Here is a 12,832-nt window from a genome sequence, read left to right on the forward strand (position 1 = left end):
CTGGAACAGCGCCCGCGCTGGACGTCTCGGCGATGCAGGGGCACGGAACCCGAACGTGATCACCACATTCCGGTTCAGCGATAGGCGACCTGTCGGCGCCCCGGGGCACGATGTCGGCATGTCAGGAAATCTCCCAAGCCTGAAAGACACCCTCGTCGCCGGTCTCACGCTCCCGATTACCGACGTCGAGCGAGAAGCTGCGCGCACCCCTCCCTACCCGATACCGGCTGCCGCTGTCCCCATCCGCGACCGTGTCCTCGAGGAACTCGTCAGCCGCCTCCCGGGCGCGGGAGACGGGCCGCCGACGGTGACTCGCGTACTGAGCTGGCCTCGGGACTACCGATTCGAGGTACAGATGCTTGCTCGCAGCCAGGGTCTCTTCGACTTCGCGGACGCGACTTGCGCATTGATCGCGGTCGACGCACTGACCTCGGATGAGGTCGACAGCATTGCCCCGCTCCTGCCCGAGTCATGCGGGTTTCGTCGGCAGCAGGTGCTGAACCGGATCGCCGCCGGAGATCTGGCCGGCGCTCGTGCGCTCGCCACACGCATAGACGACGGATACGCCTGGCGCGCACACCGTGATATCGGCTTCGCTCTTGCCGACCAAGGCGATGTCGAAGGCTTCTTCGCCGACTGGAAGCGTTACGCGGCCGGACAGGACCGTGCGGGCATGGCCCTGCTCAAAGAACATCTGATCGAGGGTGTCGCTCGACACCAGGGCTGGAAGGCGGCGGTGGCCGTCGCAGCGAACAAGCGGATCGGACCTAGTTTTGTCTGCCACGCGTTTACCGGATTTGTCGACGCGGCCGATGTCGACGGACTGTGGGAGGTACTGACCGGTGCTGCCAAGGGCCTCCTGCCAGAGCTCGACCAGTTGGCTTTGCTGGCCGCCACCATCCGAGAAGCCACTCCACACGATCCCGAACGCAACCATCCCCTGCTGGACACCGTCGTGGACCGCCTCATCGCGATCGACCCCACTGCTGATAAGGCCGTCATGCGTGGCCGCGACAGGGAACTTTTCGCGCTATGGCCGGCCATCGGCGAACAAAGCACCCTCGACCGGGTCCGAAAAGCAGTCCGAACACCTGGATACAAACGGGAACTCACCACCCTGCCGCGAGATATGTTGCCCAGCAGGTGACTACTGCATCGAATCTGTCCGAGCTGATCGATCATCGACGGTTATGACCTCCCGAGGATGAAGCGTTCTGCGAATCGTGACAGTTCGTCGTATTGTTCGTTCGGGTCCTGCGCTGTGGCACTGACGACAATTCGTGTGACGCCTTGTGCCGCAAAGGCTTCGAGCCGCTCGTCGGTCATGTCGATCCCGCTCCAGCGAGTGTATTCGAGGTCATCCGGGTCCCGCCCGGACTCCTGCGCGGTCGAGCGCGCCAGTTTCCACTGCGCCGCACGTTCCTGAGGGACCAACGCCCCTCCGGGGAAATACCCGTCACCACGCAACCCGGCCCTACGTGCGGCGGCAGCACTCGATCCACCGACGTGGATGGGTAGCGTCGCGCTCTGGTAGGGCTTGGGAAATTGCACGAGGTTGTCGAAAGAGAAGAATTCGCCCCGGAAGCTGACGCCTTCCTCGGTGCCGGACCACAGCAAACGCAGGACGTCGATCGCTTCGTCAGCACGTCGTCCGCGTGTACGGAAGTCGACACCGGTCGCCGCCGCTTCCTCCGGCAACGTGCCCAAGCCTATTGTCAGCAACCGCATCCTGCCCTTTGACAATGTGTCGATGGTCGCCAACTGCTTGGCGAGTACCACCGGATGCCGATACGGCAGCAAGAGCACCCCAGTGCCGAGCAGGAGCCGTTCAGTCGCCGCAGCGACATACGCGAGGGTGTCGAGGGGGTCGAGGAACGGCAGTGTGGGTGGGACCTCGAAGTCGTGGAGCTTCGCTCCCGGGTACAGGACAAGGTGCTCGGGAAGGTAAAGGCCCTCGAATCCGCACGCCTCGGCATGGCGCGCGTAGGCGACGATCTGGTCCGGATCGCCACCGAAGTGAGCGCTGCTGTAGCTGACTGCGAACCTCATACCCCGGTCCTTCCGACGGGCTGCCCGTTGCGCCGCTCAGCGCAATAGCCGTCTGGGTGGCCCAACCCCGGCCCGCTTCATGAAATTCCCGCGCTGGGGCAGAGGCCTGCGCGAGTGTCGGTTCGGCCGCAGCGGGTGCCCTGCTCATAGACCTCGCACGAATAGACAAGGCGACGAACCTGACGGCGGTACAACACTGAACTGGGGTTCGATCCTGGGAGCTATCTCGGCACCGTCGAGCAACTCGGCCCCCGAAGTTTCACCTCGTAGCCGTTGGCGCTCAATCCTCGTCTTCCTCAACGAGCATCCGCGTGTAGCGCGAAGCAAAACGCGTCGACGCTGGAGCAGAGGCGTCGCCCTCGTAGCTGCGCATCGGGTCCTGTGGACCCTCGTCGAATCCTGCCGATGCCGTCGTGACGACGCGAGCAGAGGCACGGCCGACTGTCCAGACATGCCGTTGGGCACGCGGTCACGAACGTCCGCATCTCCCGATGGCAGTGCTGCTCTGCCGACCCGCGCGAGGCCACTCGCAAGCGCGGGCCGACCACCCAATGCCGGCGGCGTCGGTTCAGGGGCGGTTCAGGCAACCGGATCGAAGCAAGTTTGGCCGGGTCGATCACGATGTGAAGCGCGGCGATCAGGCCATCGGTGACGGTGAAGGCGAAGGCGATGACCGAGAGAGGGGTTCCGTCAGACTGCCAGGACATGTGGCCGGGCACGCCGTTGACCAGCACGGGCCGTTGTCGAGCGACCTCGCCGGAGAACATGCGGGCGCCTGACGCGACCGCTGTCGCGCCCAGGGTAACGACCACACCGTCGGCAGTGTCGACAGTCAACTTCACCTGCGGGTCGAGAATGCGCAGGAGCGCTTCGAAGTCACCGGCCAGGGCCGCTGCGCGGAAGGCTTGGACAACGTTCCGATGCTCGCGCCCGGGCCCCGCTCGATGATCCGTGGCTTGAACCTTGCGGCGGGCGCGACTGGCGATCATCTTGCTGGCATCGGTGGATTTGCCCAGGATCTGCCCGATTACGGAGAACGAGACCGCGAACATATCGTGCAAGACGAACGCCACGCGTTCGCTCGGGGAGAGCGTGTCGAGCACGACAAACAATGCCAGGCCCACCGAATCCGCCAGCGCGACTTGCTCGTCCGGTGTCGGGCCGTCGGCGGGCGTCACCACGAACCCCGGAAACTCCTGCCCATAACCGGTTTCGGGGCGGGCTTTGCGGGAGCGTAGGAGGTCCAGGCTGATGTGGCTGACCACAGTGGTCAGCCAGCCCGCCAGGTTGTCGATCGTCGCTGTGTCCTGACCGACCAGGCGCAGCCAAGCTTCCTGGACAACGTCCTCGGCATCGGCGTATGAGCCCAGCACGCGATAGGCGATGGTGCGTAGCCGATCGCGCTGGGCCTCGAACGTCTCGGCCACCAGGCCGGAAGGGTGGACGGTCGCGGCTTGCGCTGCTCCCGCAGCGAGATCCGGTTGCCGTCCGGGTCTATCGCCTCGACCCGGATTCCAAACGGATAGTCCTCGGGCTCGGATTCCCCGAAAGTCACTCCGCCGCTAGGGAAGACCTCGAAACCTTGCGCAGTATCGTCTACACCGTCGAACTCGCGCGCCGCACTACCCACACGGCGATCGAAGCCATCGCCGTCCACCCCGGTTCGGCGATGGCCAGCCTTCAACGACACGGCACAGGAGCACTGACCCGCATTCTCACTCCTCTCGCAGCCCGCATGCTGATGGGTTCGCCCGCCGGCGCCGCGTGGCCGTCGCTGTACGCCGCCACCAGTCCCGACATCACCAGCGGCGAATTCATTCATCGGCCCGGCCGGACGCGATCAGACCTCCGGCACACCGAGACCCGCGAAACTCCCGAAAGGCGCCGCCGACAGCGAACTGGGCGCGCGATTGTGGGCCGACAGTGAACGACTCACCGGAGTCACCTTCCAACCCTGACATCACTCAAACGAGCCGGGCGACAAGAACACTCATCCGATCCGCCAACTGCGCCCAGCGTGTCTCGCTCATTTCCTTCTCGCTGATCCTGTCCTGCGACGCTACCGATCAGCTCGGAAACCCGCATGAAAGCCGACGCGCTTGAACGCACTCGACCGGCGAAGAGCCACATCCCAGGTTGACGTCGGGACCGCACACGAAATCTGTTGCCGCTCCGTGCTCGGGTGCCCACACTGTCCGCGTGGCCCTCATAAACGACGATTCCGAGATCGAGTACGTGGTTTCAGCTGAGCTACGGTTGGCCGACCGCCAGATTCGAAACTCCAGAGCCGATTCCGCTGCGCTACTGGACGCGGACTTTCGCGAGTTCGGCGCATCCGGCAGGGTGTGGGACAGAGAGTCGATTCTCGACATGATGAGCGACGACATTTCCTCGGCGCCCACGATCGACCACGTCACAGCCGCACGTCTGGCGCCGACCGTGATTCACGTGACCTACCGGACACGTAGCAAGGAACGCACCGCTGTTCGCAGCTCGATTTGGCTGCTTCGCGACGGCAGCTGGAACCTCTACTTTCACCAGGGAACTGTGCAACATGAGACAGCGACACAGGATGACAACTAGCTGATGAGGTACGCACGAGGAACCAGACGACCTGACGTCAGCAGAAGTAGCCTCGTCACAGTTCGGACCAAGCGACCCCGGACCATGGTGAGGTTCGGCCGGCTATCAGCTGGAGGTGGAAGTCGGGACCTTCGTGTGTCCGATCCTCCTCGGGATCGGTGAGTTGGGTGACGGTGCAGATGTAGTCGCCGTTGGGGAGTTCGATGCCGGACCCGTATATGTCCTTGTCGTCGTCCACGGCGGATTCCGCGTACTGGGCAGCCATGGTGACCGTCTCCAGATTGACCACGATCAGCTCACCACGCGTCACGGTGATGGGGCCGGTGATCTGCCTGATGACCGGCAGCCGCGGATCCACCGGAGAATCCGAAAGGTCGATCCGCCACTGCTCCTCGCCGCCGGTTCCCCAGAACAGCATCGTCTGCTGCCGTATCTCGGATTCGAAGCGCTCGAACAGCATTTCCAAGGTCCAGTCTTCACCCACGAACGACGTGTACGCGTGGGGGTCGACAAGGCCGAGGAATCCCGAGTCATCGGTCATGTCGTCGATCCGATGCTGAAGCTGTGCCACGCGGTTGTCCTCCCCGGAATGATCACCGAACCCTACCGCCGCGATGTTCGGTCGAAACACCGAACCCGCTCCCCACGGCATCCACGAAGAAGTCCGAAGAGCTCCCCCGGAAGTGCTCCGGCGCAGGAGAACTGACAACCTCAGCATGCTGATCGGCAACACCCGGAGCCTTCGATTCGCAGTCACCTCCTACGCTCGTGCCGCCTACGGACTGCCCCGCCGACCGAGTCGGTGCCGGAACTGGGCCGAGGCATCCTCGAGCGTCTCTTGCGCCACTCGAGCGTCGTGAAGCATGTGGCATGCTCATCTGGCCGCAATGAGGTGTCGGTTGCACACTCCTCGAAGCCCGATCACGAGAGTGAGAAGACCATGTCACCTCGCCGGTCCAGTAGTCGGTCTGCGCCCACATCGCAATCACCGAGCCACGTCTGAACATCCTGGAATGCCGATGGGGGCACTGTGTGTGCTATCCGCCGGTAGTCTGGTACAGGCGTTCCGCTCGGCTGAACGCACAGGGAGGAACGCCAGCATGACCGTCAATGTTTACCCGGCGATCGCCGAACGTCCCGAGAGCATGTGGGTTCTGGAGGTGTATGGACCCGAGGGGGTGCGAAGCGTGACTCGGGGCCACACTGTTCTGGAGGCACAAGCGGTAGCCCGCGAGAAGGTGGCGCGACTGCTCGGGGTCACTACCGACACTATAGATATCTGTATCTGGTGTGAGGCCTGCCTGCTGGAACATGATGCAGCCGCAGTCCAGGCATACGGCAATTCTGAAGGCGTATTCTGCTCGTCCTGTACAGGAGGGCCACGCTGCACATGCTCGTTCTGCAAAGAATGAGAGTTCGCTCCGCGACGCTGGACCGTGCTCCGACAACGCACTGAAATGCCGTGATGCGGGCGGTGGTCGGCCATCCAAACCGCGTGCTTGACGAGCTTTGTCGAAATTTCGAACGCCTGGCGCGATGGCCAACGAGCCGGAACTGCCGGTTCCGAGCCGCCCCGAGTTCGCTCACCAGCCAGGCTGCTTCTCCGGCGCGAGTGCAATATCCGCTGCTGCCGATGAGCGCGTGACGCATTGGGTGTCAGCAATCTTCGGAATAGTCTTCGAATTCCCACATGCCGATTCGAGCGAGTTTGGCGGCGAGTTCGGGCCATGTCGGTTCATCAAGGCCTGCGACGTACCCGCGCAGGTACTGGGTCACAGCGTCGAGATCTATCCGGTCGACGATGATCTTGTGGCGGCCGATGATCATGCCCGTCAGGTTCACCTGCTCAGCGATCCATCGAGGAGTGCACACCAACAGGTCGAAGGACTCCTCACCCCTCATCCCTTGCGGCCCCGCGAGGAAGCGAATCGCGACAGCGTCGCGGTGCTTCACAATCCCTGTTCGAAGATCGGCGTCTGGGATCTCGATCGCCCTCAGCTCCGCTTTCATGATTCGGTCTCCTTGCTGCTACGGCCGCTCGAGGCACGGTGTCCGATTGTGCACTGCACTCAGTTGCTCTAATCGGGTGGCTACGAACGTGCGTGCCTGTGAAATGGCAGATCCCCGGTTACCGGGGTTGACTGGCACGGGGCGCGATTGTCAGAGGGATCGGGAAGTATGCGTTCATGAGCTACGACCTCCTGGTCTGGGAAGGCCCCAGACCAGGCAATGCACAGCATCTGCGAGAGACACTCGACCAGATCAGCGAACGACACAGTCGAGACCACAAGCCCGACCCAGCCAGCCCCAAGATTGCCGAATTCGTCGCCGCGCTTCTCCGCCGTTGGCCAGACATTGAGCACCCCGCCAGCCCCTGGTCGGCGTCGGGTACCGGGTATGTAGACGGCCCGATCCTCAGTGTCCATATCCGGCGAGGCCGCGCGCAGGAGGTGTCGGAGTTCGTCGCTGGGCTGGCGCAGGTGTTCGGACTGGTCTGCTACGACTGTCAGCGAGGAAGAGGATTGCGGCCATGAACAGCGGGACTGGTCCCGCAGCCTTCGTTCGGCCATTCCGCATTTTGCTTCCGTGCCTCGGCTCAGCCAGACGGGCCCAGGGTTTCGACCGACCGCACAGCGCCGGTGACGGAGAACGCACGTCTTGCGAAGGCTGATGCTGTCATCGGATCCCAGTGTCGCGGTTGGTCGCTCACCGCACCAGCATTGCCTATCGGCGCGGCACGCGGAGAGTGAGCGAGTCTTCGAACACTTGCAATGCCGCCAACGCGCAGCCTTGATCGACCGAGTGGCTCGGGTAGTGGAAGTGAGCGAGGAATTCAAAGGTAGGCGAGAGCACGAATCCTGTTGCGTCGCTATGATCCGATCATCGAAATCGAAACCTGGTTCCATGGGAATATTCAGGCATTCCCCGCTGACCCCGCACATCCGTTGGAGGCCAGGAACATCCGCTCATGCCGATGAGCGTTCATTCCTGTAGGTGCCAGCCGTCGACTATCACGTCCGCGTGGTCTGGCGTCCGGTCGGCAGCGAAGTGGGCATCCTCGGCAGTCATCCAGCGCTGCCACAACGGCAGCGCTTCGGCCCCGTCGCGGTCCAGCCCACGTCTGAGCCGCGTATCGCGCGGGGTTTCCACCCAGATCAACAGCGACAGTCGGGCACGGACCGCTGCGCGCGCGGCCGAAACCCCTTCCAGGATCAGCACATCTGGGCTCGCCATCTCGTGCCATTCCGAAAAGGCGCGCGAAGTCCAGTCATACCGCTGGTACCGTGCGGGACGGCCCTGGCCGAGCGGTTCCAGTACCTGGGCTTCCAACCTCGGCCACCAGTCGAGTTGGTTGTCCCAGGATGCGAAGTCGTCGGTGTGGAGCAACTCGGCACAGCACGCGACGGCGAGGCGGTCCGCCAGAGTGGATTTCCCTGCGCCGCCGGGCCCGTCTACAGCGACCAGTCGGGTCGAGCCCAGCCGGGGCACGCTCTGCGCTACCTTGACAGCGATTTCCTCTATCAGCACAAGCTCCATTCTGGCCTGGCGTCCACTCCGGCTCGAGCGTCTGGCCTCGGCATCCGAACGAATGATCTCCATGGTGACCGACGGTGACGTGTGGAAAACCGTCCAGCGGGTGGTCGGATGCGATCTGAAGCAGTGGGAGAACCTGTTCGTTGTGACATCCGAAGAAATGTCGGGTCGGGTGGTCGGAGGCTCGGTAGATGGCCGCACCGGTCCTGAATCCGGTTCCCGCGAGCCGATAGGAGATCGTGGCAGCGAGTTGCTGTTCGTGCGCTTCCAAGCCGTAGTGCAGAGTCGCTCGGGTTGGTTTCCAGGAGTATTCGCTTTAGTGAACGGGCTATCCCGGGCGGGTCGCCTGACTACCGCTGAAGAGCATTTCCGCCAGCGTGAAAACGCCTCGTACCACTGTAATCTCGTCGATCCGAGCGTTGCGGACCCGTCTGTTTACGACCGGCATTTGCACCCTGGCGCCGCGGCCTGGTTCAAACCGTCGGCCACTGAGATGATCTCTCGTGTAGACGGTTACACGAGGATCCTGGACGCACACGGAATCGGATAGGCTCGGATCCACTCCGGAAACCCGGGCCGCATCCTCTATGAGGACGTCCATCAGATCATCGCGAAACCCGACTGTTCGGGCTGATGATCATGGTGACGTCCGAGGCTGACTGCGACCCGATTGGTGGTACACGGAGACGCGTCAGCGACCGGTTGGGGCGAGTTGCCTTTCTTGGTTCAGAACTTCCCATCAGGCTGCGCCGGCAGTTCGTTGAGGCGGGCGAGCACTGTGGCCCCGGCCCCGAGGCCGCACCCGGGCCGGGTAGGGCGGTAACACTCTGCGCGGTTACCGGTTTCGCACACTCCGAGCAGCAGACCTGCGGCGTGAATTGGTGCCCGCATTCGTCGTGCACCAATCGGACCGACGGACCACCCGACGAGGTGGCCCATTTGTCAGCCCAGGCCATCAGCGCCATCAGCACAGGGACGAGTTCGCGTCCCGCCTCGGTGAGGTGGTATTCGTGCCGCAGCGGTCGTTGCTGGTACGCCCGGCGTTCCACGATGCCGTCTGCCACCAGCGCTTCGAGTCGTCGAGTGAGCGGTTCACTCGACCAGGAGAGCCGGGAGAAGATCGGCGGGCAGCTGGTCTCGGAGGTGATGCTCGCCGAGGGTGCGCCCGACACCGCCGCGGCTCGTTCCATCTCGTGGCTGGTGGTGAACGAGATCGACGCCTGGTTCGTGGGTGGTCAGCGACTCCCGGCCGGTGGCAGTCCGAAATATGTGGTGCGAGTGGGAGTTCCAGCCGGCTCGATGAACGACGACAAGCGCCGCGACATCGTGCGCCGCGTCAACCGGGTGCTGGCGGACGCCGACGAGGACCCTGCGCGTTTCGCCGACGCCGCGACCGCGTGGGTGCACATCAACGAGATTCCGGAAGGCAACTGGGGTGCCGGCGGCGAAATCGTACGGATCGAGGACATCGTCGCGTTGGTGTCCAGCTAGGCGCGGCCGGGACGAGCGTTCCCTCGGTGAGGCAGTGATGACGCAGCAGTGCCGGACCGAGCGCGGAGATCGAGGAAAAGACGGGTCCGCCAATCGAGCAGTCGCGACGAAGGGACACAGCCATACTTCCTTGGTCCGAACCACAATCAGCCCGAAGGAGCAGTCCTATGAGTGACAACGAATCTCGCGCCGAGGACATCGCAGTTGGCATCACTCCGAGCGAGGAGCAAGGGACTGGTGACAACGCGGTTGCGACACCCGTGGTGACTCCTCGCGGAGGGGTTGGTGGCCACCAGGTCGGGCTCGGTCTCGAGCTGGAGCCGTAGCACCCACAATCCCCTGGCTAGGTGGCTGACAACCACGGCCCCGCTTTGGCGCGAATTCGGCCAGGCGGGGCGTCGGGTCGTCTTCCGCAATGCCCACCGAGGCGGGCGAGACCATGACCGAAGAAGGTCACGACGCGCATGGACACCCGGTGACGATTGTCAGCTACGGCCATATCGGGAACCGGATGCACGCGTCGTCCCTCTGCGTTCGTGACCTCCTCGTGGTCGACTCCACCGCCGAACCCCCGCTCTCCCGGTGGGCGGGTTGGTCGCCGCGATCTCCCGACCACCGGGAGCCGGGGCTGCCACGGCGCCACGGGACTGGGACCGTCGTGGCGACGTGTTCGCGAGCGTAGGAGGACATCGGTGACGAGGGCGAGTGTCGGCGTGGCGCTTGGTGCGCGGGTGGTGACGCTGCGGGTCGCGGCGGTGGTCGAGGAGACTGCCGAGGCGCGTTCGTTCGTGTTCGAGGTTCCCGAGGATGCGAAGGAGCGGTTCGGGTATCGGCCCGGTCAGTTCCTCACGCTGCGGATACCCGGGGAGCCGCCGGTGGCGCGGTGTTATTCGCTGGCGAGTTCGCCGTTCACGGGGGAACCGCCTAAGGTGACGGTCAAGCGCACCGATGGTGGGTACGGCTCGAACTGGTTGTGCGACAACCTGTCCCCGGGCGACAGTATCGACGTGTTGCCGCCGACCGGCACCTTCACGCCTGCCTCGCTCGACGAGGATCTGCTGTTGTGGGCCGGGGGCAGTGGGATCACGCCGGTGTTGTCGATCCTGGTCTCGGCGCTGGTCGGTGGGCGGGGCAAGGTGGTGTTGTTCTACGCCAACCGTGATCGGGGCTCGGTGATCTTCGATCGGGCGCTCACCGAACTCGCGCGGCGATACCCGGACCGGCTCAGGGTGACCCATTGGCTGCAGTCCGAACGCGGCCTGCCGGATGCCGGTTCGCTGGCCGACTTCGCCGCGCCGTATGCCGATTTCCACTCGTACCTGTGTGGTCCCGCCCCGTTCATGGCCGCGGTGACCGAGGCCTTGGCGGATCGTCCACGGGAGCGGGTGACCAGCGAGGTGTTCGTCTCGCTCTCAGGTGACCCGTTCGCCGAGCCGGTACCCGTCGCCGACGACGACACGGCCGCCGACGTGGACGTGGAGCTCGACGGCACCGTCCACGCGCTGCGTTGGCCCCGCGAACGGACGCTCGTCGACGTGATGCTGGCGCGCGGGCTCGATGTCCCGTACTCGTGCCGGGAAGGTGAATGCGGTTCGTGCGCCTGCACCGTGCTCGACGGCGAGGTCGAGATGGGCAGGACCGGCGTGCTGGACGACGACGACATCGCCGCCGGCTACATCCTCGCTTGTCAGGCGCGGCCACGCACCGGCACTGTCCGCATCCGCTTCTGATCCGGGAGGTGCGCTGTGGCTATTGATACCGCGCGGGAATCCGTCGGGTTCGGGTCCGAGCGTGGGCCGGTGCTCGTGTCGCTGATGCTCGCGACGGGGCTCGTCGCCCTCGATTCGACGATCCTGGCCACCGCGGTGCTCGCCATCACCGACAGCCTCGGCGATTTCGCGCTGTTCCCGTGGTTGTTCTCCAGTTATCTACTCGCCCAGGCCGTCACGGTTCCTGTCTACGGCGCGCTGGCCGACACGTTCGGCCGAAAACCGGTGATGCTGTTCGGGATCGCGGTCTTCGCGCTCGGTTCGCTGCTGTGCGGGCTGGCGAGCAGCATGCTCGCGCTGATCGTGTTCCGCGCGGTGCAGGGGCTCGGTGCGGGCGCGATCCAGCCGACGACCATGGTGATCGCAAGCGATCTCTACACCCTGGCCGAACGCGCCACGATCCAGGGTTATCTCGCCGGGGTGTGGGCGGTGGCGTCGGTGACCGGTCCGCTGCTCGGCGGCGTCTTCGCCGACTATCTCGGCTGGCGCTGGATCTTCCTGATCAACCTGCCGCTGGCTGTGCTCGCCGCGTGGATGCTGGTGCGCGGCTTCCACGAAACGGTGCCTCGGCGGCAGTCCCGCATCGACTATGCCGGGGCGTTCCTGCTCACCGCCGGTGCGAGTGCGCTGGTCCTCGGCCTGCTCGAAGGTGGTCGCGCCTGGGCGTGGGATTCGCCGACGGGGATCGGCGTGTTCACCGCAGCCGCACTGCTGCTGGCGGTCTTCGTCGTGGTCGAAACCCGTGCGGTACAGCCGATTCTGCCGTTGTGGATCTTCACCCGGCCGGTGGTGCTGGCGAGCACGGTGGCGGCGATGCTCGGTGGTGCGCTGCTGTTCGGGTTCACCACCTATGTGCCGATGTTCAACCAAGGGGTTCTGGGGACCGGCGCGCTGGTTGCCGGGCTCGTCACCGGTGCGCTCACGCTGGGCTGGCCGCTGTCGGCCGCGCAGGCAGGAAAGGTGTACCTGCGCTTCGGCTTCCGAGCCTGTGCGGTGTCGGGAGCTTGTGTCGCGACGATCGGGGCCGCATCGACCCTGCTCATCGACGAACACTCGGCGCTGTGGCAGGTGGCGGCATCCTGTTTCGTCGTCGGTGCGGGGATGGGGCTGGTGGCCACCCCTACGCTCATCGCGGCACAGACCGGCGCAGCCTGGTCGGAGCGGGGTGTGGTCACCTCGGCCGCACTGTTCGCCCGCTCGCTCGGTAGCGCTGTGGGTGTGGCCGTGTTCGGCGCCATCGTCAACGCTCGGATCGCGGGGGCCCCGGCTCCGGAAAAGCTGGCCGGGGCAATACATCTCGTGTTCGTCGCCATCGCCGCGATGACGGTGGTCATGGTCGTGGCCTGCGCATTCATGCCTCGCCGGGCCGACACCGCCCAGCTGTGAGCACAGCTTTCCCAGGATCC

General features: G+C 64.7%; 13 protein-coding genes. 7 read left to right on the plus strand and 6 right to left on the minus strand.

Annotated elements, in window-relative coordinates:
- Positions 1 to 55: 55 nt before the first annotated feature.
- The gene (locus NCO8_RS01050; protein WP_210739923.1) at positions 56 to 1,147 is read left to right on the plus strand and encodes a hypothetical protein; all 1,092 of its coding nucleotides are present in this window, start codon (positions 56 to 58) and stop codon (positions 1,145 to 1,147) included.
- A gap of 41 nt (positions 1,148 to 1,188) precedes the next feature.
- On the opposite strand, the gene NCO8_RS01055 is transcribed toward NCO8_RS01050, so the two are convergent.
- Together NCO8_RS01055 and NCO8_RS01060 are read right to left on the minus strand one after the other, a co-directional pair.
- Positions 1,189 to 2,049 (minus strand): TIGR03619 family F420-dependent LLM class oxidoreductase, encoded by an 861-nt coding sequence (locus NCO8_RS01055; RefSeq protein ID WP_067635623.1) that lies wholly within the window; start codon positions 2,047 to 2,049, stop codon positions 1,189 to 1,191.
- A 296-nt stretch (positions 2,050 to 2,345) separates the two neighbouring features.
- The gene (locus NCO8_RS01060) at positions 2,346 to 3,476 is read right to left on the minus strand and encodes a sigma-70 family RNA polymerase sigma factor (protein ID WP_312032635.1); all 1,131 of its coding nucleotides are present in this window, start codon (positions 3,474 to 3,476) and stop codon (positions 2,346 to 2,348) included.
- A 772-nt stretch (positions 3,477 to 4,248) separates the two neighbouring features.
- Here NCO8_RS01060 and NCO8_RS01070 point away from each other — a divergent pair.
- Positions 4,249 to 4,632 (plus strand): nuclear transport factor 2 family protein, encoded by a 384-nt coding sequence (locus tag NCO8_RS01070; RefSeq protein WP_067635627.1) that lies wholly within the window; start codon positions 4,249 to 4,251, stop codon positions 4,630 to 4,632.
- A 55-nt stretch (positions 4,633 to 4,687) separates the two neighbouring features.
- Here NCO8_RS01070 and NCO8_RS01075 read toward each other — a convergent pair whose 3' ends face one another.
- Together NCO8_RS01075 and NCO8_RS01080 are read right to left on the minus strand one after the other, a co-directional pair.
- Entirely contained in the window at positions 4,688 to 5,362 is a 675-nt protein-coding gene (locus NCO8_RS01075) for a hypothetical protein (RefSeq protein WP_157104736.1), read from the minus strand.
- 926 nt (positions 5,363 to 6,288) lie between these two features.
- The gene (locus tag NCO8_RS01080) at positions 6,289 to 6,642 is read right to left on the minus strand and encodes an Imm8 family immunity protein (RefSeq protein WP_067635630.1); all 354 of its coding nucleotides are present in this window, start codon (positions 6,640 to 6,642) and stop codon (positions 6,289 to 6,291) included.
- 176 nt (positions 6,643 to 6,818) lie between these two features.
- Here NCO8_RS01080 and NCO8_RS31005 point away from each other — a divergent pair, with 176 nt between their 5' ends.
- Positions 6,819 to 7,166, plus strand: a complete 348-nt coding sequence (locus NCO8_RS31005) for a hypothetical protein (protein WP_157104737.1) — start codon at positions 6,819 to 6,821, stop codon at positions 7,164 to 7,166.
- Between the two features lie 448 nt (positions 7,167 to 7,614).
- On the opposite strand, the gene NCO8_RS01085 is transcribed toward NCO8_RS31005, so the two are convergent.
- Positions 7,615 to 8,232, minus strand: a complete 618-nt coding sequence (locus NCO8_RS01085) for a uridine kinase family protein (RefSeq protein WP_245655193.1) — start codon at positions 8,230 to 8,232, stop codon at positions 7,615 to 7,617.
- Position 8,233: 1 nt separating this feature from the next.
- Here NCO8_RS01085 and NCO8_RS32075 point away from each other — a divergent pair, with 1 nt between their 5' ends.
- Positions 8,234 to 8,716: a hypothetical protein gene (locus NCO8_RS32075; protein WP_210739922.1), complete on the plus strand. Its 483-nt coding sequence runs from the start codon at positions 8,234 to 8,236 to the stop codon at positions 8,714 to 8,716.
- 55 nt (positions 8,717 to 8,771) lie between these two features.
- Here the strand turns inward: NCO8_RS32075 and NCO8_RS32825 are convergent, their stop codons facing one another.
- Positions 8,772 to 9,356, minus strand: coding sequence for a winged helix-turn-helix transcriptional regulator (locus tag NCO8_RS32825; RefSeq protein ID WP_084456327.1), 585 nt, complete (start codon positions 9,354 to 9,356; stop codon positions 8,772 to 8,774).
- On the opposite strand from NCO8_RS32825, the gene NCO8_RS32080 reads away from it, so the two are divergent.
- The 3 genes from NCO8_RS32080 to NCO8_RS01100 all read left to right on the plus strand — a co-directional run bounded on the left by NCO8_RS32080 (position 9,250) and on the right by NCO8_RS01100 (position 12,812).
- Positions 9,250 to 9,657, plus strand: coding sequence for a tautomerase family protein (locus NCO8_RS32080; protein ID WP_067635632.1), 408 nt, complete (start codon positions 9,250 to 9,252; stop codon positions 9,655 to 9,657). The two genes, NCO8_RS32825 and NCO8_RS32080, sit on opposite strands and share 107 nt — an antisense overlap.
- Positions 9,658 to 10,349: 692 nt before the next feature.
- Positions 10,350 to 11,387: a ferredoxin--NADP reductase gene (locus NCO8_RS01095; protein ID WP_067635634.1), complete on the plus strand. Its 1,038-nt coding sequence runs from the start codon at positions 10,350 to 10,352 to the stop codon at positions 11,385 to 11,387.
- A gap of 15 nt (positions 11,388 to 11,402) precedes the next feature.
- A complete protein-coding gene (locus NCO8_RS01100; RefSeq protein ID WP_067635636.1) occupies positions 11,403 to 12,812 on the plus strand; it encodes an MDR family MFS transporter in 1,410 nt (469 codons plus the stop codon).
- Positions 12,813 to 12,832 lie beyond the last annotated feature (20 nt).

It is taken from the genome of Nocardia coubleae NBRC 108252 (assembly GCF_001612805.1).
GTDB classification, from domain to species: Bacteria; Actinomycetota; Actinomycetes; order Mycobacteriales; family Mycobacteriaceae; genus Nocardia; species Nocardia coubleae.

Excerpts from the sequence above, each read along its gene's own strand:
- NCO8_RS31005 (WP_157104737.1), top strand. The coding sequence starts at position 6,819 with ATGAGCTACGACCTCCTGGTCTGGGAAGGCCCCAGACCAGGCAATGCA.
- NCO8_RS01085 (WP_245655193.1), bottom strand. The coding sequence starts at position 8,232 with ATGGAGATCATTCGTTCGGATGCCGAGGCCAGACGCTCGAGCCGGAGT.
- NCO8_RS01080 (WP_067635630.1), bottom strand. The coding sequence starts at position 6,642 with ATGAAAGCGGAGCTGAGGGCGATCGAGATCCCAGACGCCGATCTTCGA.
- NCO8_RS32825 (WP_084456327.1), bottom strand. The coding sequence starts at position 9,356 with ATGGAACGAGCCGCGGCGGTGTCGGGCGCACCCTCGGCGAGCATCACC.
- NCO8_RS01055 (WP_067635623.1), bottom strand. The coding sequence starts at position 2,049 with ATGAGGTTCGCAGTCAGCTACAGCAGCGCTCACTTCGGTGGCGATCCG.